This window comes from Lacinutrix jangbogonensis, assembly GCF_000797445.1.
GTDB classification, from domain to species: domain Bacteria; phylum Bacteroidota; class Bacteroidia; order Flavobacteriales; family Flavobacteriaceae; genus Lacinutrix; species Lacinutrix jangbogonensis.
Genome location: NZ_JSWF01000017.1, coordinates 30,747 through 55,857 on the forward strand (window position 1 = coordinate 30,747; position 25,111 = coordinate 55,857).

Here is a 25,111-nt window from a genome sequence, read left to right on the forward strand (position 1 = left end):
GGTTTATTTATATTATCTACTTTTTTTAGATAATAAAAACCAATACATATGAAACTAACAAAATACGTAATCTGTACACTATTAGCATTCACGATGAGCTGTAAAGAAACTAAAGCACCAAATTTAAAAGTAACTGTTTTTGAAACATCTGAAAGTGGAAATAGTTTAACCCAACTTACCGATTTTTCTTCAGATGTTGCAACAGATACTATAAAACTGCTTCCAAATAAAAAATTGCAAACCATAACTGGTTTTGGTGGCGCATTTACCGAGTCTTCAGCCTATTTACTCAATCGTTTGAGTAAGAAAAATCGTGATACTATTATAAATGCTTATTTCGCAAAAGATGGCGCTAACTACTCATTAACTAGAACGCACATGAATTCTTGTGATTTTTCGTTAAGTCAATACTCATACTCACCTGTTGCAGATGATGTAAACTTAGAGCACTTCACGATTAAAGATGATAAAGACGATTTAATTCCAATGATTAAAGATGCTATGGCAGCTTCAGAAGATGGTTTTAAAATCTTTGCTTCACCTTGGACAGCAGCACCTTGGATGAAAGATAATAACGAATGGGTTGGTGGAAAGTTACTGCCAAAATATTATGATACTTGGGCATTATTCTTTTCGAAATATGTAGATGCTTATAAAGCTGAGGATATAGATATTTGGGGTTTTACAGTAGAAAATGAACCACATGGCAACGGTAACAACTGGGAAAGTATGCACTTTACACCAGAAGAAATGACCAATTTTGTGCAACACCATCTAGGTCCAAAATTAGAAGCTGATGGTCATGGAGATAAAATAATTTTAGGTTACGATCAAAACAGAGCTGGATTAAAAGAATGGGTAGACTCAATGTATGCTACCGAAGAATCTTCAAAGTATTTTGATGGAACTGCCATACATTGGTACGAAAGCACATATGATGTTTTTCCAGAAGCATTACAATACGCACATAATAAAGCACCAAAAAAATATTTAATAGAAACCGAAGGTTGCATTGATTCTCAAGTTCCAGAGTGGAAAAATGATGCTTGGTACTGGAAAAAAGAAGCTACAGATTGGGGATGGGATTGGGCTTCAGAAGAAGACAAACATTTACATCCAAAATACGCACCAGTAAATAGATATGCAAGAGACATTATTGGTTGTCTTAACAATTGGGTAGATGGCTGGGTAGACTGGAACATGGTTTTAGACAGGCAAGGTGGGCCAAATTGGTTTAAAAACTGGTGTGTAGCGCCAATAATTGTAGATTCAGATGCAGACGAAGTGTATTTTACACCATTATATTATGTTATGGCTCATTTTAGTAAATACATACGTCCAGGTGCAGAAGTATTTGAAGTAGAAAGTACAGATAAAGACCTACAAGTTGCAGCAGCAAAAAACCCCGATGGTTCAATTGCAGTCGTTGTATTTAACGAAGGTAAAACCGTTAAAACTTTCAATTTAGTATTAAATGATAAAAATATAAGTATAAAAGTAGATGCTCAGGCTTTGCAAACTATTGTGATAGCTAACTAAGGGTATTAAATAACAAACGAATTAACTAACTAATTAATATAATTATGTCAAACACAAAAACGTCCTCAAAAGTTCCATTTGGTCAAAAAGTAGCCTTCGGGTTAGGAATGCTCGCCAATCAAATGTTTCCGGCAGCGCTTGGTATTTTTATGGTAGTTTTAGTTCAAGATTTAGGGTTTCCTACTTGGATGTGGGGCATTTTATTTTTTCTTCCACGTGTCTTCGATTCGATAACCGATCCAGTAATGGGATTCATTTCAGACAATACACGTTCTGTTTGGGGTAGACGTAGACAATATGTACTTTTAGGTGCCGTTATTATGGGTATTTCATTTGCATTGATGTGGCAATTATATAAAGTAGATACGCTAAGCTATAATTTTACATATTTCTTAATATGGTCTTTAGTATTCTATTTAGGTCTTACCATTTTTTCGGTACCTTATGTTGCTATGGGCTATGAGATGAGTGATGATTTTCATGAGCGTACAAATATAATGGCAGTCGCACAATGGATTGGGCAATGGGCTTGGGTTATAGCACCATGGTTTTGGGTTATAATGTACGATCCTTCTTGGTTTGAAGGTGGTGCAGCTGTGGCAACGAGAACTATTGCTATCTGGGTAGCAGTTGCTTGTTCTATTTTGGCAATGGTTCCTGCTCTTTTTATAAAAAGTAAATCTACTGCAGACGATGAAAGCTTGACGCCTTTAACATTAAAAACAATAGGAGGTAGTTTAAAACAAATTGTAGATAATTTTAAAGAAGCATTTAAAATTCCAGTATTTAGAAAATTATGTTTTTCTACATTTTTAATTTTTAATGCCTTTAATACTGTTGCCGGTTTTTCATTTTTTATTGTAGTCTATTATTTATTTAATGGAGATGCAGGAGCAGCCGGTATATGGCCCACTTTACTAGGCAGCATAGGTGCATTGGTAACTACTTTCTTGGTCATACCTATTGTGGCTAAAATGTCTAAAACAATGGGGAAAAAGAAAGCCTTTTTGGTATCTCAAGGGATTTCTGTTATAGGGTATTTGATGTTATGGTTCTTGTTTATTCCTGGTAAACCTTATATGTTTTTATTTGCATTACCTTTTTTCTCTTTTGGAATTGGAAGTTTATTTACATTGATGATGTCTATGACTTCTGATGTTATAGATATTGATGAACTAAATACAGGAAAACGTAGAGAAGGTGTTTTTGGCGCTATATATTGGTGGATGGTAAAGTTTGGTTTTGCCATTGCAGGATTATTAACAGGAGCTATTATGTCATTAGTAGGCTTTGTACCAGATGCAGTAAATACTGAAGCTTCCGTTACAGGAATAAGATTATTCTACTCAGGTTTGCCAATAGTTGGAACACTTGCAGCAATGTGGATTATGCGTAATTATGACCTTACAGAAGAAAAAGCGGTAGGCATTAGTGCACAATTAGCTAAACGTAAAGCAGAAAAAAAATCAAAAGAAATATCTTCAGGTTATGGAGCTGGAAACTTAATTGGAATAAACGGTAATATAAAGTTAGGAAAGTATTCTGAAATAGATTTTAGCAACAAAGATGCCAAGCAAATAGGATCGCTATTTTCAACAGGTTTGCAACGTGGTATTAGCGGTTTATGTTTTAGTCCCTATATAGAAGGTCAAGATGCTGGAGATATACTTTCAGCAGGACAAATTAATCGTCGTATGGAAATTATTTCACCATATACCAAATGGGTGCGTTCATTCTCGTGTGTCGAAGGCAACGAACTCATACCAGAAGCAGCTCATAATAATAACAAAAAAGCAATGGTTGGTGCATGGATTAGTAGCGACAAAGCGCGAAATGAGATAGAAATAGAAGCCTTAATAAAGTTGGCTAAAGGTGGTTTTGTAGATATTGCTGCTGTTGGAAATGAAGTGCTTTTACGTGGAGACTTAACGGAAGCCGAATTAATTACGTACATTAATAGGGTAAAAGAAGCATTAGCTGGCTTAAATATTCCAGTGGGTTATGTAGATACCTATTACGAATATTATAATAGACCAAAATTAGTAGAAGTAACAGATGTTATTTTAGCAAATTGCTATCCATTTTGGGAAGGCTTCGCTATAGAAAATGCATTAACACATTTAAGACAGATGCATGCTATTACGCAAAGTGTGTCTAAAGGTAAAAAGATAATTATTGCAGAAACAGGTTGGCCAAGTCAAGGAGAAAATATTGATCACGCAGAACCAACTCAATTAAACGCCATGAAATATTTTATTCAAACGCAAGAATGGGCAAAAGCTGAAGGTGTTGAAATGTTTCATTTCTCCTCTTTTGACGAATCTTGGAAAGTACGAGTTGAAGGAGAATTAGGTGCGCGCTGGGGAATTTGGGATAAAGATGAAAAACTAAAGTACAATTAAAAGAAAATTATAATAAACAAATTAAAATTAATAAACAATGTCATTTAGAAACGAAGACTATCATGCCTATAACGGTGACAAATTTTCAGAGCATTCAGAACATTTAGAGCATTCTGAACATTCAGAGCATTCGAATCTTAATTTTTCTGAACACTCAGGAGTAGATTTTTCAGACTATACAACCGAAGATTATCGACAACAATGGAAAGAAACGGTAAACAAAGGTATGCACGGCATTTGTTTTAGTATGTACGAAGACGGTCAGAAACCTGGAGACACAATAACAATTGACCAAGTAGAACGACGTGTTTTAAAATTAAAACCACATGCAAAATGGATTCGTTCATTTTCTTGTATAGAAGGTAATGAACATGTAGCACGAGTAGCCAAAAAACATGGTATGAAAACACTTGTTGGTGCTTGGTTGAGCGACAACAAAGAAGACAACGAAAAGGAAATTGAAAGCTTAATTCAATTAGCAAAAGAAGGTAATGTAGATATTGCAGCAGTTGGAAACGAAGTGCTGTATAGAAACGACTTAACTTTAGACGAGTTATTAGGTTATATTTGGCGTGTAAGAGAAGCATTACCAAATATACCTGTAGGTTATGTAGATGCTTATTATGAATTTTCTGCACATCCACAATTGGTAGATGCGTCAGATGTTATATTAGCAAATTGCTACCCGTATTGGGAAGGTTGCCATATTGATGGCGCTTTAAACCACATGCAGAATATGTATGGTCAAGCCGCACATGCAGCCAAGGGTAAAAAAGTAATTATTACAGAAACAGGTTGGCCAAGCGAAGGCGGAAGTTTAAGAGGTGCTTTTTCTTCTGCAGAAAATGCGATGAAGTATTTTATAAATACACAAGCATGGGCAAATCAAGCCAATATTGAAACCTTTTACTTCTCTTCTTTCGATGAGTCATGGAAAACAGGAGACGAAGGAGACGTTGGTGCATTTTGGGGACTTTGGGATAAGCATGAAAATCTAAAATTTTAATTTTTAGATAAAAAAATAAAATGGTGTCATATCACAATTAGACTTTTTAATTAAAAGCCTTTTTCCTGCTAATAGTAGAAAAAAGGCTTTTTTGATTTAATTAAATTTTGATAATTCAGTATATTTGTATGTATATATTTTGACTAAAATGAAGAAAGTTAATATTAAGTTTTTTGTAACACTAGTTATTTGCAGTTTGTGTATTTCATGTCATAAGGATTCAAACCGTAATCTCTATCCTGAAGATTTGATTGGAGGTTTTGAATTATTGCCTTCAGAAAAAACAGGCATAGATTTTAATAATAGCATACAAGAGTCTGAAAAAGTAAATCATTTATATTATAATCAAATTTACAGTGGTGCAGGAGTTGCTATTGGAGATCTTAATAATGATGGATTACCAGATATTTTTTTTTGCGGCAATCAGGTAAACGATAGATTGTATTTAAACAAAGGCGGTTTTATATTTGAGGATATTACAAAAAAATCAAAAGTTGCCATAAATCCAGGGTGGTCTTGGGGAGTAACCATGGCAGATGTTAATAATGATGGCTATTTAGATATCTATATTAGTAGAAATGGTGAGTCTATGAAACCAGAAGACCGTAAAAACCTTTTATACATTAATAATCAAGACCTCACCTTTAAAGAATCGGCAATGGCTTATGGTCTAGCAGATGTTGGCTTTTCTTCGCAAGCGGTATTTTTTGATATGGATAATGATGGTGATTTAGACATGTATCAAGTCAATCAAATTCCGGACTCTAGATTATTTAGGCGTTACATTAATATTCCTCAAGAGCGTTATAAATTCTATACAGATAAGTTATATCTTAATGATGATGGTCGTTATAGAGATATATCTAAGCAAGCTGGACTTATAAGTAAATACACTTATGGGTTAAGTGTCAGTGCAAGTGATTTTAATAATGATGGCTTTACAGATTTATTTATATCTAATGATTATGACGAACCAGACTATTTATATTACAATAATGGCGATGGTACTTTTAAGAACGTGATTAATGAGAAGTTAAAACACATTTCAAATTTTAGTATGGGTACGGATACTGGCGATATCAATAATGATGGTTTTATGGACTTGATTACTTTAGATATGGCGTCAGCAGATCATTACAGATCAAAAACTAATATGGGATCTATGAGTGCTGCAAAGTTTAATAAAATGGTTGCAGATGGTAAACACTATCAGTTCATGTCAAATACGTTACAAGTTAATACTGGATGCGATAGTTTTTCAGATATTGCTAGTATGGCAGGAATGGCCCAAACAGATTGGAGTTGGTCAGGATTGTTAGTTGATTTGGATAATGATGGTTGGAAAGATGTAATCGTATCTAACGGTGTTAAAAAAGATGTAAGGAATAATGATTTTTTAACAGGATTAAATAAAAAATTGGAAACAGATTCTAAGGATTTTTATGGTATGAGTAAGCTTGCGCCTTCAGTACCGCTTTCTAACTATGTATTTAAAAATAAAGGAAATTTACAATTTGAAAAAACGACTAAGAAGTGGGGATTAGAAACACCTAGTTTTTCTAGTGGTATGGCGTATGGCGATTTAGATAATGATGGTGATTTAGATGTTGTAATCAACAATATGGAAGCTCCTGCTTTTATTTATAAAAATAATGCAACAGGAAATTTTCTAAAGATTGATTTTAAAGGCTCTGAAAAAAATAAATTCGGATATGGAGCCAAAGCAATAATCCATCATAATGGAAAAATACAAACAGGAAATAATACGCCAACACGTGGTTATTTATCTTCTGTAGAACCAAAATTGTTTTTTGGTTTAGGGAAAGATGTAGAGGTAGAAAAGGTAGAAGTTATATGGCCAGATGGAAAAGTAAATGTTTTTAAAAATGTTTCAGCAAATACCACATTAGATGCCAAGTACTCAAACGCTAATACCGTAACAAAAGAGAATACCGTAAAAACGACAGTATTTACAAAGCTTAAACCTACCGATATTGGAATTGCCTATAAGCATCAAGAAAACGACTTCGACGAGTATAAGAAACAGGTTTTATTGCCTCATAATGTTTCTCAAAATGGGCCGTTTTCAACCGTGACCGATGTTAATAATGATGGTTTAGAAGATTTATTTATTGGTGGTGCTGTTGGGCAAGCTGGAGTATTATACTTGCAAAAGCAGAATGGTAACTTTCAAATAAACAGTAATCAGCCATGGATAGAGGATAAGGGGTCAGAAGATTTAGGTGCTCTGTTTTTGGATGTTGATGGAGATAACGATCAAGACTTATATGTAACAAGTGGTGGAAGTGAGTTTGCAAGCGGAAATCCGTTATTAAAAGACAGATTATATATTAATAATGGATCTGGAGATTTTATTAAAAGTAGCAATGGGTTACCAAATATTAATGAAAGTACCCAATGTGTTAAAGCGTCAGATATTGATGGTGATGGAGATTTAGACCTATTCGTTGGTGTTAGACTTATTGCTAATAAATATCCATTTCCAGCGACTAGTTATATTCTTATTAACACAGATGGTAAATTTAAAAAGGCTAATAAATTGATGGCACCAGATCTTGAAAATATAGGTATGGTTACAGATGCCGTCTTTACGGATCTTAATAATGATGGTGATAACGATTTATTGTTAGTAGGTGAATGGATGGAAATTGTGGCTCTAGAAAATGAAAATGGCACATTTGTAAATAAATCTAAAACATACGGTCTAGAAAACACAAGAGGTATATGGTGGTCTATAACCGCTAACGATTTAGATAATGATGGTGATGACGATTATATTATTGGAAACCTTGGTAAGAATAATAAATTCAAGGCCACTAAAGAACATCCTTTTAAAATCTATGCTAACGATTTTGATAACAATGGCACTAATGATGTCGTGTTAGCAAAATTTTATAAAGATGATTACGTGCCTATGAGAGGTCGAGAATGTACAAGTCAGCAAATGCCTTTCGTAGCTGATAAATTTAAAGATTATCACAGTTTTGCATCATCAAAATTGTTAGATGTGCTTCCCGTAGACGAAGTTAAAAGTGCAGTGATTTATGAAATCAGTAATTTTGAAAGTATTATTTTAATTAATAATAATGGTAAGTTAGAACGTCAAAATTTGCCTACTCAAGCACAAGTGAGTCCAGTAAAAGGGACTTTGGTTGATGATTTTAATACTGATGGCTATAAAGATATACTTGTAATTGGAAATCATTATGGAGTTGAAGTAGAGACCATACGATACGATGCAGGATATGGTGCGTTGTTCTTAGGTGATGGTAATAATAATTTCAAAACAGTATCGGCCATTAATAGTGGTTTTCATGTTCCATTAGATAGTCGCTCCATAAAAGCAATTCAAGTTAATAATGAGAACGCAGTAATTATAACTAATAATAATGATGCATTAAGTATCTATAAATACAAGGGTGCTAAATAGTATAATATTATAATCAAAAAAAATTCCTCTAGGCTCTACTTGAGATTTCTGTTGAAGCGTTTACTCTTGTAAAATATGTGTAATTTATTTGGACAACTTTAATAGAAATAAAGTGTTTTAGACTTATAAATCAAAATATAAAATACCACTATTGTTTTGTATCCTTTATAACTGCTTTAATTATAGAACTTCACTAATTCTAGATCCCTTTTATCAATACTAAAAGCATACAAACTTTTAGTATTATGTTTTAAATTAGGCTAATAAATATATTGTGTTTATTTGTTAAACAGACGATTAGAAGCTCTAAAATTATTTATTTAAGCTATGTGCGGTTTTTTTATTCAACTTTTGACCACAACACCACCACAACATTACCACAACATTTTTGTTATAAGCGGTCTAAAACAGGCTATTGTGAGAAAATTAACAACCTTTTAAAATGGTGCTTAGCAATTGTAAAAAGGGTTGATAATATTTATTTCATATACAATATCACTAAATATATGCCTTGTATGTTTTTTGTAGTGGTAGTGTTTGAGTATTTCATAAAGTTTTCTACCTATTTTTATGAAAATGGAAATGATATATATTTCCTTAATTTTAATATTAACTAAATACATAATGACAATGAAAAAGATTACTTTATTATTTATGATGCTAGCCGTATTTTTCGGTTATGCTCAAACTTTACCTTTCGATTTTGAAGGTACTCTTCACGGTTTTACAGGAGATGGCGGTCCTGGAATCACAAATGGTGCAGGAAATGATGTGCTTGAAGTTACAGCAGGTGTATCGGATTGGGATAATGTCCAAGTAACTTTTGCTTCCCCAATTGATCTTTCAAATGCTGCCGAAAACACGTTAAGATTTACAATACAGTCAACAACTGCTTTGCCTGGAGAAATACACCAACATGGTGTGAGTTTCCAAGGTGGTGGTGGTGCTCTTGAAGCGAATTTTCAGACTGTAGGTCAGGATGTTTTAAATGTAGAATTAAATTTCAATGCAGGTTTAGGCTTAAGAGAAAAATTGGTTATTTTTACTGATGTTGGAGATTTGGGAGGCATAGCTGCTACTCCTAATGTAGCAGGTACGAATACTGCGAGTCTTTCAGGTATATACATTATCGATAATATGAGTCTAGGCTTTGACCCAGGAACATGTTCAGATGGAGTATTAAATAACGGAGAAGATTCAATAGATTGTGGAGGCCCTAATTGCGTACCATGTGCAACAGACGTAACACCACCAGCTGCGTTTACAGCAGTTTTAGGTGCTATAGGTGGTTCTTCTGTAGAATTATTATTAAATGCAACTGATGATTCAGGAGCAGATATTACTTACGATATTACTTATGATGTTGGCGGTATGGCACAAACAACAGGGGCATCAGGTGCAGAAACGCCTTTTGTTATTTCTGGTTTAACTGCAGAAACAATGTATACATTTATGGTATCTGCTAGCGATGCTGCTGGTAACCCAGCGGCTAACAATGCAATATCTGTTTCAGCAACTACTACTCAAGTTATTGCGTTTCCTTTTGATTTTGAAGGTTCGCTTCAAGGTTTTGTTAATAATGACGCAACAGTATCAAATGGCGCAGGAAATGATGTATTTGAGATGATAACAGGTGCATCAGATTGGGATAGCGCAAGTGTTACATTTACAGATCCAATTGATCTTTCTGATGAGTTTAATAACACTCTAAGATTTACAATACAATCTACAACAGCAGCTCCAGGCGAAATACACCAACATGGTGTTAGTTTTCAATCTGATGGTATGGGATCTTACGAAGCGAATATTCAAACTGTAGGTACAGATGTTTTAAATGTAGAATTAAATTTTAATGGCGGTTTAGGATCTAGAGATAGACTTCATATTTTTACAGATGTTGGAGATCTAGGAGGTACATCTGTTCCAGCGAGTCAAAATATTAATGGAATGGGTACTGGTGGTTCATCAGGTACATACATTATAGATAACATTACTTTTGGTGCAGATCCAGAAACGTGTGATGATGGTATATTAAATAACGGAGAAACAGCTATAGATTGTGGAGGTGTAAATTGTGTACCTTGTGATACTGTTGGACCAACAGCATTTACAGCTACAGCAGGAACTGCTAGTGCATTTTCAGTGGATTTAGTATTAAACGCTACAGATGATTCTGCAGGTACAATAACTTACGATATTTCTTATAATTCAGGTGCAGATTCAGTACAAGCTACTGGAGATTCTGGAGTTGAAACTACGTTTTCAGTACCAGGACTTATGGAAAATACAGCATATACTTTTGAAGTATCTGCAAGTGATCCCTCAGGAAATCCTGCTGCAAATAACGCGATTACAGTAATGGCTTCGACTATAGCAGATACAAGTACAGATTGTGCTGGTTTTTCTAGCGAATCTACTGACGGATCTTTTTCTATAGGTTATAACTATGATTTTGTAACAGAAGCTAATGGAACAGATGTTACCGTTACTTTTGAAGTTTTAGATACCGATAAAGCAGGCTTAGTTGGTGAAGTATTTATTCCTACTCCAGTTCAGTTTATAGGTATGACAAATAATGGTTCAAATGTATTTACAGTAACTCTTACTGGCTATACAACTGGAGATGTTATTACATTCTCTGGTAGATTTCCTTATGCAGGAGGTTTAGTAAGAACAAAAGAATTTACTTACACTGTAGGAGACGATTGTTCAAGTCCAGCTAATGATGATTGTGGTTCAGCTACAATGCTTACTTTAGGTGCAGAACAAGCTTTCGATAATACAGGAAGTACAGATTCTGGTGTTGCAACTTGTTTTTCAGGTGCTGTAAGTGATATTTGGTATTCTTTTGTAGCGCCAGCTTCTGGAGAAGTAACTATTACTGCAGGAACGGGTACTCAATATGCTTTATTCACAGATTGTAATACAGAGCTTAGTTGTAATACATCTGCTAATACAGGTCTTATTGCAATGGCTACTTATTATTTAGCTGTAACAGATGATGGTACAGTAACTAGAGCTCCTGGTGCTAGTACTATTAAAATAGATGATACTTCTACTTTATCAAATAGTGAGTTTTCACTTTCACAGTTTTCAGTATTCCCAAATCCAACAAATAACAATTGGAACGTACAAGGAACTCAAGATGTTAAAACAGTAGTTGTTTTTGATGTTTTAGGAAAGCAAGTGTTAACACTTCAACCAAATACTAAAGATTTTGTTATTACTAGCGAAGCTTTAAATAGCGGTTTGTATTTTGCTAGAATTCAAGGAACAACTGGTACTAAGACATTAAAACTTATTAAAAAATAAGAAATGTAATTACTTAGTACTATAGATTTTATCTAAAAGCGTGTTTAAATTAATTTAAACACGCTTTTTTTATTATTCAGTTTTGATTACTTAATTTTGTTATTCTACTTTATCTATTAAAATACATGTTTAAAAAAACCATTTACCTTATTCTTTTAGTTGTTTTAATTAATAGTTGTTCGCAAAAAGACAAATCTGAGACTATTATTGAAAGTCCATTTACTAACGATTTGATTAAGGAAACAAGCCCATATTTACTTCAGCATGCTTATAATCCTGTGGATTGGAAAGCATGGAACCCAGCAGCTTTAAAACAAGCGAAAGAAGAAGGGAAGTTAATTGTTATTTCTGTAGGTTATTCGGCCTGCCATTGGTGCCATGTAATGGAAGAAGAGAGTTTCGAGAACGATTCTGTTGCTAAAATTATGAACGACAATTTTATTAGTATTAAAGTCGATAGAGAAGAACGTCCAGATGTAGATCAAATTTACATGAGCGCTGTACAGTTAATGACAGGTAGTGGAGGATGGCCACTTAACTGTATTGCTTTACCAGATGGAAGACCTGTTTTTGGAGGTACTTATTTTACTAAAGAACAATGGTCAAAAATATTGAAGGACATGTCTGCTTTATATAAAACCAATCCAGAAAAAGTAATTGCTTATGCCAGTGAATTAACAGAAGGCATAAAAAGCACCAATTTAATTACTGTAAATACGGATAAGGTAATATATAATAGGGAGGCTTTAGCACAAATGGTTGTGACATGGAAAGCATCTTTAGATTTTGAATATGGAGGACAAAAAAATGCTCCAAAATTCCCTATGCCAAGTAATTTAAACTTTTTATTGCGTTATAGTTTTCAAAATAACGATAAAGAATTACAAGAGTTTGTAGAAACATCACTAACAAAAATGGCTAATGGAGGTATCTACGATCAAGTTGGAGGTGGTTTTTCAAGGTATTCTATGGATAAAAAATGGCACGTACCACATTTTGAAAAAATGCTTTACGATAATGCGCAGTTGGTTAGTTTGTACTCTAAAGCGTATCAATTAACAAAAAACGAAGCTTTTAAAACCGTTATTGAGGAAACACTAGATTTTATAGATAAAGAATTAACGCATAATAATGGTGGCTTTTATTCTTCTTTAGATGCCGATAGTAAAACTAAAGCCGGCGAACTTGAAGAAGGTGCATTTTATGTTTGGAAAACTGAAGAGTTAAAATCAATATTAAAAGAAGATTACGAATTGTTTAGTTCGTATTATAATATAAATAGTACAACTACATGGGAGAATGATACTTATATTTTACATAAAAAAAACACTAATGAAGTGTTTCTTAAAACAGAAAGTAGTTCAAAAAAAGCGCTTGATAATAAAATAAACAACTGGAAAACAAAGCTTTATAATGCACGTGCTAACAGAGAGCGACCAAGGATAGACGATAAAATTCTAACCTCATGGAATGCATTAATGCTAAAAGGATATGTTGATGCTTATCGTGCTTTAAATAATGAAGCCTATTTAAACAAAGCCATTGCAAACGGACAGTTTTTAAAAGAAAATTTAATTAATGAGGATGGTTCTTTATTTCACAATCATAAAAATGGAAAAAGTACTATTATTGGTTTTTCAGAAGATTATGCGCATACTATAGCTGCATTTATAGAGTTGTATCAGGCTACTTTAAACGAGGAATGGCTGGATACAGCAAAACAATTAATGGATTATGCGAGCAATCATTATTTAAATAAAGAAAGTGAGATGTTTTATTTTACTTCAGACACTCAAACGAGTTTAATTGCAAGAAAAACCGAAGTTATAGATAAAGTGATGCCGTCTTCTAATTCCATTTTAGCAGAAAGTTTGTTCAAATTAGGACATTATTATTATTCAGAAAAAAATTATGCAGACAGGTCTAAACAGATGTTAAATAATATTATAGTCAACGCAAAAAGAGCACCTTCTGGATATTCTAATTGGTTGGGATTGTATTTAAATTATGCTAACCCATATTATGAAGTTGCTATTTCAGGTAAAGAGGCACTGCCTAAATTAAAGGAACTAGAATCTAATTATTTACCAAATATCTTAATTGCTGGCGCTGTTAATGATAGTAAATTACCAATAATGGAAAACAGGTATAATAAAGAGGATACTTATATCTATGTATGTGTAGACGGTAGTTGTAAACTACCTGTTCAAGATGTAGAAAGAGCAATTCAATTACTGTCTAAATAAAACTAGAAAGTTGTACATTTATTGTAGATATGAATGCCTATGCTGGATCTATTACAACGGCGGTATACATTAGTGGCGCATTTAATGGCTGATCGGGTGATTTAAATCCTTTAATGGATATGGGTAACGGATTTTGGTCAGCTACAATATCACTTACAGAAAATTCACATGAGGTTAAATTTCAAATAGATAATTGGGGAACTCAAGAAAATTTTGGAGCTACAGCTGCTGGAACCATTACTAATGGAGGTTTTACAAATAGGTTTATAAACGTTCTAGAAGCACAGTCAAGAAGTTATGTATGGGAAGTTGGTGGAAACGTTATTACACCACCTTGTACAGATGTTAGCGCAATTGCGACAAATAATATATCAGATACAACTGTAGATATTTCATGGATAGCAGGTGGTGGAGAAACTGCATGGGAATATGTAATACAGCCACCAAGAACAGGCGAACCTACGGGTGCAGGAACTGCTACAACGACTACAGGATTTAATGCAACGAGCTTAAACTTTCAAACAGACTACGAAGTTTATGTACGTTCAGATTGTGGTACTGACGGATTTAGTGATTGGGCTGGACCAGTAACTTTTACAACTGCAGTACAACTTAACTTCAATGTTGACTGTAGCGTTGGCCCTACGACTTTTAATTATTGTTATGAAAATAACGATACTAATGTGTTTACATTTATAAGTACAGATGGTTCTCCACTAAACTTTACAATTAACTCTGGAGATGCAGAAAACGGTTGGGATGAACTTATTGTTTTTGATACAGATGGCACAACAGACCTTAATGCTGCGACACCATATGGTAATGACGGAGATCTAAGTGGTATTACATACCAATCTACAGGAGACACAATTTCTTTTCAAATTACTTCAGATGGAACAGTTAATTGTCAGGATAGTGCAAATATTAATCCATTAGATATTACAGTATCTTGTACTACCTTATCTACGGTTGATTTTAATAACAGCCCATTATTTACATACTATCCAAACCCAGTAAAAAATACATTAACATTAAATGCGCAACAAGCGATAACTAATGTAGCTGTATTTAATATGTTGGGTCAAGAAGTTATTAGAACGGCACCAAACGCAGTATCTAACAACGTTGATATGTCTAACTTACAATCTGGTGCTTACTTTGTACAAGTAACAGTTGGAACAGCAGTAGAAACAGTAAGAGTTATTAAAAACTAATAATTACTTATAAAATGTTTTACTAAAGTTTAGTATAACATAAATAATTTAAAAGCCACTCTGAAAAGAGTGGCTTTTTTTTTACTTGTTTAGACCCTGAAATGCACTGTCTTATAAATTAAATTAATCGATTACTATATATTATTTGCAAAACGAATAAGCGATATAAACCTTTTACAAAAATAGTGATTTTGGTAACATGGCTTTAAACGCAGCTTTAATGAATGCTTCTGTAGCAGGAGAAGGGAAATAATACTCAAAAATTTATAAATACAATGTATGTTTAAAGCCATACAAATACTGTTTGTGTGGCTTTTTTTGTTATAATAGATTTTGTGTAATAAGAGCATAGAATTCGTGCCTTTTACAACTTTTTTTGAATTTTATGTCTTTTATTAATGGTATCAAATATATTATATTATTTTAGCGCCTTATTAATTTATAATTAAAACAATTTAAATATGAAAAAAATTACTTTATTATGTTTAGCCTTTATAACTTTTGCATTTACTTTACAAGTAAACGCGCAATGTACAACTAACTCAAATTTGTATCCTTCTAGTGCTGTAACTCCTGATGCTGCTGGAGCTTCAACTCAGATTAATGGTTGTAATTATTTAGAAGAGTATTCTAATATCACAGGAATAACTGCTGCTTCTAATTATCAATTTACGGTTACAGAATCAGGTTATATTACTGTCGAGCAAAATGGTATGGTTTTAGGTCATGGCGTTTCTTCAGTTACTATTACTGCGGCAACAGCAAGTGATATTGTAGTGTATTGGAACGTAGATGGATCTTGTGCAACTGCTGCTAGTTGTGTTGTAACGACTGTGCAGTGCATGTCTTGCTTGTTGTGTGCCCCACCAACTGCTACTTTTACAGTAAACGAAGACTGTGTACTAGGTTATAACGTTGATATCTTCGTAACAGACATGGGAGATGCTACATCTTACGATGTAAGTGATGGAATTTCAGTTTTGGCTACTATTTCAGCTGTAGGAACAACAAATGTTGGTCCTTTCGCAAATAATGAAATTACAAGTATTACTTTGGTTCACAGTGGTTTAGATCCAATATGTAATTTAAGTGCTACTGTAAACAATGCTGTAACTTGCCCAATTTTGGCAACAGTAGATTGTGCAACACCTATATCAGATAGCTATTGCTACGATAGTAATAACATTGATATATATGAGTATACTTCTACAGACGGAAGTCCGTTGACGTTTACAGTTACCTCTGGTGGTGTTGAGGATACTTATGATGAATTAATTGTTTATGATACAGATGGCATAACAGAGCTTTACAATGGTTATGGTGTTTCTGGAGATATAGCAGGATTAACTTTTACTTCTACAGGAGATACAATCTCTTGGATTATTGCATCTGACGGATCTGTTTCTTGTGCTCAAAATTCTGCATGTTGTGCAGTTGGTATGTATTTTACTGTGGAATGTGCTGCGGCTGCACCTGCAAACGACGATTGTGCAAATGCTACACCTATTATGCTAGGTACAGAATTCTCTGGAGATACATCTACTTCAACAGATTCAGGTATTGGAACTAGTTCATGTGGATCTACTGGTGGAGATCAAGATATATGGTATTCTTTTGTTGCTCCAGTGAGTACTTTAGTTTCATTAGTTGCAACTGTAGATTATGTTGTAATTTACGATGGGTGTGGAGGTAACGAAGTTGCTTGTTTAGCTAATGGTGAGCAATCGGTAGCTTTAACAGCAGGTAATACTTACTTAGCACGTCTTTATAATTCAGGTGTTGCTTCTAAGGTAGCAGGACCATTTACAGCGACACTTTCAGAAGCGTCTTTATCAACTCAAGATTTTAATAATGAATTAGGGTTTTCTTACTATCCAAACCCAGTAAAAAATACATTAACATTAAATGCGCAACAAGCGATAACTAATGTAGCTGTATTTAATATGTTAGGTCAAGAAGTTATTAGAGCGGTACCAAATGCAGTATCTAACGACGTTGATATGTCTAACTTACAATCTGGTGCTTACTTTGTACAAGTAACCGTTGGAGCAGTAGTAGAAACAGTAAGAGTTATTAAAAACTAATACCTACTTATAAATGTTTTACTAAAGTTTAGTACAACATAAATAATTTAAAAGCCACTCTGAAAAGAGTGGCTTTTTTTATGGATAATAAGTAGTCAGTTTACTGTCGTTTTTTTATACATGGAATACATTATTTTATCTTGCTAAAGCCTAAATTACAATAACTCATTAAAGTATATATTTGTAATTCTATTAATCACATAAAAAAAACAATTTATTATGAGAAAAATTACGCTATTATTCTTAATGATGTTTTCTGCTGTTTTCACTTTCGCACAAGTATCAATTAACGAAAATTTTTATTTTACTCCTTTAGATTGGACTGGCACTTTCACTTACAGAGATGTTCAAGCTTGTTCAGGACGTTCTTATGCAGATTATTATTCCTTTTCAACTTTAACAGGTAATCTAACCTCTCCTAATCAAGTTGGTGCATCTAATGGAACAGATTTATCACTTTCATTTGACTATAAGGTTATATCTGGTTTTGCAGGAGCTGCAACACCTGCTGGATGGGGAACTGCAGTATTAGAATACTCTACAGATAATGGAAGTAATTGGATTACTGCATTTACAATAGATAATTCCAATCATGTTGTTGCTAATACATGTGCAACAATATCTACTACAGTTCCTGGAGCTAATTTAGCAATGGGATCAGATGTTAAGCTGCGAGTTTCGGTTACTAGGGCAATTGGAAGTTTTTATTTTGTCATAGATAATTTTATTGCTCAACAAGTAACAACAACGCCTCCAAATTGTGGTTCAGGATTAGCTTCTCCTACTAATGGTGCTACAGATGTACCTATCTCTGGATTACTAGTTTGGAGTAATGCATCAGGAGGAATTACAGGTTATAATGTAACTGTTGGTACAACTAGCGGAGCTTCAGATATTTATTCTGAAACTTTAGGGAATGAAAATAGTGTATCTGTTGGAACTTTAGCTTCCGGGACTTTATATTTTGTAAATATTGTGCCATTTAATACTAATGGTTCTGCTCAAGGATGTACAGAATATTCTTTTACAACTATTACATGTGCAACTGCACCATATACTCAAGATTTTGAAGGAGGTGTATTACCAGCATGTTGGGATCTAGGTGGAGATGAATATTGGAGATTTACTAACACTGCAGAAGGTACTAATGTAGGAAACTTTGGAACAATAACAGGAACTAGTGCTTCTGGTGGATACTTTGCTTGGGTAGATGATAGTTCACCAGATGCCGCTAATGCAGAATTAAATTCTGCTTTAGTTGATGTTTCAGGTTTAACTTCACTAACCTTATCATTCTATCAAATTAGAGATAATGAAGGCTTTCAAAATGCAACACTTACAGTTTCTGTATATGATGGTGCAGCATGGAATACAGTTGGAACATATAACACAAATACTGCAGGATGGACGCAAGAAATAATAGACTTAAGTGCATTGACATTTACGGGAGATGCACGAGCACGTTTTTCAGTAGCAGATTCAGGAAATCATTATGATGATGTTGCAATTGATGATGTAACTTTTGATGGGATTCCGCTGTGTCCAGTGCCAAATGCTTTAACAGCAACAATGATTACAGATACAACAGCAGATTTAGCATGGACGGAAAACGGAACTGCTGCTTTATGGGATATAGAACTTGTAGATGTTACAGCAATGGGAGTAGCAACTGGAACAGCAACAGCAACAGGAGTAGCAAACCCTTATGCTGCGACGGGACTTATTGTAAACAATGATTATGCTTTTTATGTAAGAGCAGATTGTGGTGTTGGTGGCTTAACTTCCGGTTGGAATGGACCATTTGCGTTTACAACATTAGATACATGTAATACACCATCAGGATTAAATGCTTCAACGATAACGGGTACGACTGCCGATTTAGATTGGACAGAAAACGGAACTGCAACAGTTTGGAATATAGAATTAGTAGATATTACTGCTTCTGGAATACCTACTGGTACCGCAACTTCCTCTGGAGTTTCAAATCCATTTAACCTAACGGGATTAACACCTACTTATGATTACGAATTTTACGTGCAATCAGATTGTGCAGCAAATGGTACTTCAGCATGGATTGGACCCTTTGCTTTTACAGCAAACTGTGTATCTATTGCTCCATACTCAGAAGATTTTGAAACTTTTACTACTGGAAACTCTGCTTTTGTTTCTGGAAATTGTTGGGCAGGAACTGGTGGTGCATATTATTGGAAATCTGCTCCAGGAACAGATACAGGTTCAGATAATACAGGGCCAAGTCCAACAATTACAACAGGAAATTATTTCTATACAGAGGCTTCGGGTGGAGCAAGTGGTGATGTAACAGATTTAGTATCGCCTTTAGTAGATTTAACAGCTTTAAATGCGCCAGCAATAATATTTAACTATCACATGTTAGGTAATCAAATAGGAACTCTAGAGATTTTGGTAAACGGCACTACAAACGTTTGGACTTTATCTGGAGAGCAACAAGCTAGCGAAATAACGGCATGGGGTTTAGCAGAGATAGATTTATCAGCCTATGCGGGTCAAACAATATCAGTAACATTTAGAGCAACAAGTGCAGGTTCATTTAGAGGAGATATATCAATAGATAACGTCTCTTTTACAGAACTTCCAGCATGTCCTTTACCAACTGCTTTAACAGCTACAATAGTGACGGAGACAACTGCAGATTTAGGTTGGACAGAAAATGGAGCTGCAACAGTTTGGAATATTGAGTTAGTAGATGTTACTGGAATGGGAGCAGCAACAGGTGTGCCTACAGCTACTGGAGTTGCAAACCCATATAGCGCTACTAGTTTAGTTGGTGATAATACTTACCAATATTACGTACAAGCAGATTGTGGAGTAGATGGCACTTCTGCTTGGGTAGGACCTTTTGCTTTTGCCCCATATTATGTTGCTGTAGCACCAGATTGTGCAAGTGGAACTTTCATAGATTCTGGTGGACCTGGTGGAGATTATACTAATAATGAAAATATTACATATACAATTATGCCAGATGTAATGGGTAACGCCGTTACTGTAAATTTTACAGCTTTTAGTACAGAGAATAGTGCATCTGGTTGTTTTGATGGTTTAACCATATATAACGGTCCAGATGCTACAGCGCCTACATTTGATCCTCCAGCTGGAGGATCAATATGGTGTTGGGATAGAAATTATAATCCAGCACAGGGTACTGGAGATTTACAAGGTAAGATGATTACATCTACTCACCCTTCTGGAGCTTTAACATTTGTATTTACATCTGATGGTGGTGCACAAAGAGATGGTTGGGAAGCTTCAGTAACATGTAGTACGCTTGGACTTTGTCCTATTCCTAGTGGATTATTTACTTCAACGATAACAGATACAACTACCAATTTAGGTTGGATAGAGGACGGAGCTGCTACTGTATGGAATATCGAATTAGTAAATATAACTGCTGGAGGAACAGCTACAGGTACAGCAACAGCCACGGGAGTTATGAGTCCTTATGCTGCAACAGGTTTAGTTGCTGATAATAATTACGAATTTTATATACAAGCAGATTGTGGTGTAGAAGATGGAACTTCTGCTTGGGCAGGACCTCTTGCTTTTGCCACACCTTATGTTGCTGTTCCACCAACGTGTTCTAACGGGTTATTTTTAGATTCAGGTGGAGTTAGTGGAGATTATTCTGCAAGTGAGAATATTACTTACACCATTACTCCAGATATAATGGGTGGTATAGTAACTGTAGATTTTACAGCTTTTAGTACAGAAAATGTTGGATCAAGTTGTTATGATGGATTAACTATTCATGATGGTCCAGATGCTACAGCAACTACAATTAATCCTCCAGCTGGTGGAACAATATGGTGTTGGGATAGAGATGATTTTCCTGCGGATGGATCAGGAGATTTACAAGGTATGATGATTACATCTACTCACCCTTCTGGAGCTTTAACATTTGTATTTACATCTGATGGTTCTGAACAAAGAGATGGTTGGGAAGCTTCAGTAACATGTAGTCCACCTGCACCTGCAAACGATGATTGTGCAGATGCAACAGCTATTATGCTAGGTGCAGAATTTTCGGGAGACACAACAAACGCAACAGATTCTGGTATTACTAATGCTGCATGTAGTATGTCTGGTGGAAATCAAGATGTTTGGTATTCTTTTGTAGCACCTTTAAGTACAACAGTTTCATTATCAACAACCGCAGATTTTGTAGCTATTTACGATGGGTGTGGTGGAAACGAAGTGGCTTGTTTAACAAATGGAGGGCAGTCTCCAACTTTAATGTCAGGAAACACGTATTATGTACGTGTCTATAACTCAGGTTTTGCTAAAGTAGCAGGCCTATTTACAGCAACACTTTCAGAGGCATCATTATCAACTCAAGATTTCAATAATGAATTAGGGTTTTCTTATTATCCAAACCCAGTGAAGAATACATTAACATTAAACGCGCAACAAGCGATTACTAATGTAATTGTATTTAATATGTTAGGACAAGAAGTTATTAAAACGACACCAAATGCTGTGTCTAACGACGTAGACATGTCTAACTTACAATCTGGCCCTTACTTTGTACAAGTAACAATTGGAGCAACAGTAGAAACAGTAAGAGTTATTAAAAATTAAGACTAGTTTATGTAGTGTTTTTCTTAAGAACTTATAATACAAACATAAAAAAGCCACTCTAGATAGAGTGGCTTTTTGTTGCTTTATAATAGGCTAAACAATAGTAAATAGTTTTACTATTTAAAAATGTACTTATAAATTTCAATTGAAAACACTGTAGAAATAAGAACTGGTGTTTAATGAAACGATGTTTTTATTTTTTTATAACTTATTTTTTCAAAATCATCTATAACTAAATCGGCTAAACTATAATCTTGGTTTTTTGAGTGATGACTATCAAATCCTACACAAAAAACACCTGCAGCATTTGCAGCTTTAATCCCATTTGTAGAATCTTCAATAACCATGCATTCTGTTCTAGAAAATCCTGAAAGTTTCGCTGCTTTTTCAAAAATTTCAGGATGAGGTTTAGAGGCTTTTAAATCTGCGCCACTAATTTTATTTATAAAATAGTGATCTAGTTCAAAACGCGTAAAAACATTGTTTATGGTAAGCATAGAGGCAGAAGAGGCGAGTACTAGCGTTAATCCATTGCTGCTGTAATCCTTTATTAATTCTAAAACGCCATCAATAAGCTTCAAGCTAGGATCGCTATGGAATAGGTTAGTAAATATTTTACGTTTACTATGCATTAATGCTTCAGGAGTAGCTTCTAATTTAAAAATGTCGCATAGCTTTCTGCAAACATTAATAGTCGATTGTCCAGTAAAAGATTCATATAAGGCATTTGTAACTTCAATATTAAAGGCATCAAACATTAAAAAATAAGCCTTTTTATGTAGCGGTTCTGTATCTACAATAACGCCATCCATATCGAATAATACTGCTTTTAACATTCTTGTTTTTTTTACGAAGATAAGTATATCACATATATTTTTTTCTCTCTAAAAATTAGAATATTTTGCAAGTACAATTCAATAACATGATCTACATCCTTATTTTTATAACACTTTTAATCTTTGTATGCTATGCTTTTTATATAATAAAACCTAAAAAGATTAAAGTTGTACCAAAGCATTGGCATGATATATTAATTAAAAACGTACTGTTTTATAAAAATCTCTCGACGGAAAATCAGGCTGTATTTAGAAAAAGAATGATGCTTTTTTTAAGTGAAATTAATATAGATGGTGTTAATACAGAAATCGAAGAACTAGATAAAATATTAATTGCTTCTAGCGCTGTTATTCCCGTATTTAGTTTCCCTAATTGGAGCTATAATAACTTAACTGGTGTCATTGTTTATCCAGATAGTTTTAATGAAAACTTACAATTTTCTGATAAAGATACAAACAAGCGAATCCTTGGTATTATTGGTACAGGTCGTTTCGAGAAACAAATGATGCTCTCTAAAAAAGCAATTAGGAAAGCTTTTAATAACAAAACGGATAAACACAACACGCCAGTTCACGAATTTGTACATTTACTAGATAAAATGGATGGGCAAATAGACGGCGTTCCAGAGTTTTTTATTGGGAAAGAATATATTGAACCTTGGCTCGAGTTAATGCATAAAGAAATGGAAGCTATTAATAACGATGCATCAGATATTAGACAATATGGAGGTACAAGTCAAGCAGAATTTTTTGCTGTAGCTTCAGAATATTTCTTTGAAAGACCAAAATTATTCAAACAAAAACAACCAGAATTATACAAAATGTTGTCGCTATGTTTTCAGTATCCCAAAAACAATAGTTAAAATTTATAGTGTTCATATATAAACAAAACAGAAAACATTAAATTTGCAGTAGTAAAAACGCCTTATGTTAAAAGCACTTACAGAACACTATGGTTATTTATTTGAAGACGAATTAATTCAAGAAATTAGCCAAATAGGTATTTATAAAGAAATCCCAGAAGGTACAAGCCTTATTGATATTGGAGACTATATAAAATCGATGCCTTTATTGGTTGAAGGTGCAATAAAAATTCTTAGAGAAGACGAAAAAGGAGACGAATTAGTGCTCTATTTTATAGAACAAGGCGATACTTGCGCAATGACTTTATCTTGTTGTATAGGCAGAGCAAAAAGTGAAATTAGAGCGGTTGCAGAAACAGATACAAAGTTAATAATGATTCCTGTTGAAAAAATGGAATCTTGGCTTGGTAAATACAAAACATGGCAACACTTTATTTTACAAAGTTACCATAATCGCATGACGGAACTTCTAGAAGCGGTAGACACCATCGCCTTTTTAAAAATGGACGAACGTTTGTTTAAATATATAAAAGATAAAGCAATGGTTAACCATAACGAAGTTATTAATGTAACTCATCAAGAAATTGCTAACGATTTGCATACCTCAAGAGTGGTCATTTCCAGACTCTTAAAAAAATTAGAGATTAATGGTAGAATAATTCTCAATAGAAATAGTATTAAAATTTTAGATTTATAATGGCATTCCAAGAGATTTTAGGCTATTTCGGTGCATTACTTATTGGTGTTGTTCTAGGTTTAATTGGTGGAGGCGGATCTATTTTAACGGTTCCAATTCTTGTGTATCTCATGTTTCTTAACCCAGTTACAGCTACTGCTTACTCTTTGTTTGTTGTTGGTGTTTCTTCTCTATTTGGTGCCATTAGAAATATTAAAAAAGGACTAGTAGATTTTAGAACAGCTATTGTTTTTGCGACACCAGCTTTTATTGCTGTGTACTCAACAAGAAAATTTATAGTGCCTGCTATTCCTGATAACATAGTAACCATGGGAAGCTTTGTTTTAACCAAAAATATAGCAATTATGCTGTTCTTTGCTCTAATTATGTTAGTCGCTGCCGTAGCTATGATTAGAAGTAACCGTAAAGAAACATCCGAAGTTACAGCCATAGAATATAATTATCCATTAATAATTGCCGAAGGCGCAATAGTTGGAATCTTAACAGGAATCGTTGGAGCAGGTGGTGGGTTCTTAATTATTCCAGCATTGGTTTTATTAGCAAAACTTCCAATGAAAAAAGCGGTTGCCACTTCGCTATTAATTATTGCAATTAAATCTTTAATAGGTTTCATTGGTGACGTAGAAACAATAACTATAGATTGGGTATTTTTACTCAGTTTTACAGCAATTTCTGTAGTCGGTATATTTTTAGGCATTTACCTTTCTAATTTTATAGAAGGTAAAAAATTAAAAAAATATTTTGGATGGTTTGTGCTTGTTATGGGAGTTTACATAATAATTAAGGAGCTCACAAAGTAAGATAGATTACGTAACTTACGTTACGCATTTAATATATAATTACATTA

At 34.0% G+C, this 25,111-nt stretch carries 13 protein-coding genes; 12 read left to right on the forward strand and 1 reads right to left on the reverse strand.

The genetic code is table 11. The features are described 5' to 3' along the window. Window positions 1-48 precede the first annotated feature (48 nt). From RH82_RS03350 to RH82_RS03390, 9 genes are all read left to right on the forward strand, one after another. On the forward strand, window positions 49-1,539 hold the full coding sequence (locus RH82_RS03350) for a glycoside hydrolase family 30 protein (RefSeq protein WP_034058054.1): 1,491 nt from the start codon (window positions 49-51) through the stop codon (window positions 1,537-1,539). 44 nt (window positions 1,540-1,583) lie between these two features. Continuing rightward, on the forward strand, window positions 1,584-3,941 hold the full coding sequence (locus tag RH82_RS03355) for an MFS transporter (RefSeq protein ID WP_034058056.1): 2,358 nt from the start codon (window positions 1,584-1,586) through the stop codon (window positions 3,939-3,941). Between the two features lie 37 nt (window positions 3,942-3,978). Next, on the forward strand, window positions 3,979-4,947 hold the full coding sequence (locus RH82_RS03360; protein ID WP_034058057.1) for a glycoside hydrolase family 17 protein: 969 nt from the start codon (window positions 3,979-3,981) through the stop codon (window positions 4,945-4,947). Between the two features lie 148 nt (window positions 4,948-5,095). Continuing rightward, a complete protein-coding gene (locus RH82_RS03365) occupies window positions 5,096-8,398 on the forward strand; it encodes a VCBS repeat-containing protein (RefSeq protein ID WP_034058059.1) in 3,303 nt (1,100 codons plus the stop codon). A 630-nt stretch (window positions 8,399-9,028) separates the two neighbouring features. After that, window positions 9,029-11,710 (forward strand): T9SS type A sorting domain-containing protein, encoded by a 2,682-nt coding sequence (locus RH82_RS03370; protein ID WP_162182444.1) that lies wholly within the window; start codon window positions 9,029-9,031, stop codon window positions 11,708-11,710. Window positions 11,711-11,835: 125 nt separating this feature from the next. Beyond that, window positions 11,836-13,956 (forward strand): thioredoxin domain-containing protein, encoded by a 2,121-nt coding sequence (locus tag RH82_RS03375; protein ID WP_034058063.1) that lies wholly within the window; start codon window positions 11,836-11,838, stop codon window positions 13,954-13,956. Between the two features lie 119 nt (window positions 13,957-14,075). Next, complete coding sequence (locus tag RH82_RS18555) at window positions 14,076-15,170, forward strand: T9SS type A sorting domain-containing protein (RefSeq protein ID WP_162182445.1); 1,095 nt, start codon at window positions 14,076-14,078, stop codon at window positions 15,168-15,170. 461 nt (window positions 15,171-15,631) lie between these two features. Continuing rightward, complete coding sequence (locus tag RH82_RS03385; protein ID WP_034058066.1) at window positions 15,632-17,254, forward strand: T9SS type A sorting domain-containing protein; 1,623 nt, start codon at window positions 15,632-15,634, stop codon at window positions 17,252-17,254. Window positions 17,255-17,473: 219 nt separating this feature from the next. Further along, entirely contained in the window at window positions 17,474-21,868 is a 4,395-nt protein-coding gene (locus RH82_RS03390) for a T9SS type A sorting domain-containing protein (protein WP_034058069.1), read from the forward strand. A gap of 176 nt (window positions 21,869-22,044) precedes the next feature. Here RH82_RS03390 and RH82_RS03395 read toward each other — a convergent pair whose 3' ends face one another. Beyond that, complete coding sequence (locus RH82_RS03395) at window positions 22,045-22,704, reverse strand: HAD family hydrolase (protein WP_034058070.1); 660 nt, start codon at window positions 22,702-22,704, stop codon at window positions 22,045-22,047. Between the two features lie 86 nt (window positions 22,705-22,790). On the opposite strand from RH82_RS03395, the gene RH82_RS03400 reads away from it, so the two are divergent. The 3 genes from RH82_RS03400 (at window position 22,791) to RH82_RS03410 (ending at window position 25,064) form a co-directional block, all read left to right on the forward strand. Further along, window positions 22,791-23,567: a M90 family metallopeptidase gene (locus RH82_RS03400; RefSeq protein WP_034058071.1), complete on the forward strand. Its 777-nt coding sequence runs from the start codon at window positions 22,791-22,793 to the stop codon at window positions 23,565-23,567. Window positions 23,568-23,631: 64 nt separating this feature from the next. Next, window positions 23,632-24,264, forward strand: a complete 633-nt coding sequence (locus RH82_RS03405; RefSeq protein WP_034058072.1) for a Crp/Fnr family transcriptional regulator — start codon at window positions 23,632-23,634, stop codon at window positions 24,262-24,264. Next, window positions 24,264-25,064: a sulfite exporter TauE/SafE family protein gene (locus RH82_RS03410; protein ID WP_034058073.1), complete on the forward strand. Its 801-nt coding sequence runs from the start codon at window positions 24,264-24,266 to the stop codon at window positions 25,062-25,064. The genes RH82_RS03405 and RH82_RS03410 overlap by 1 nt, the downstream gene beginning before the upstream one ends. The last annotated feature ends 47 nt before the right edge of the window (window positions 25,065-25,111 follow it).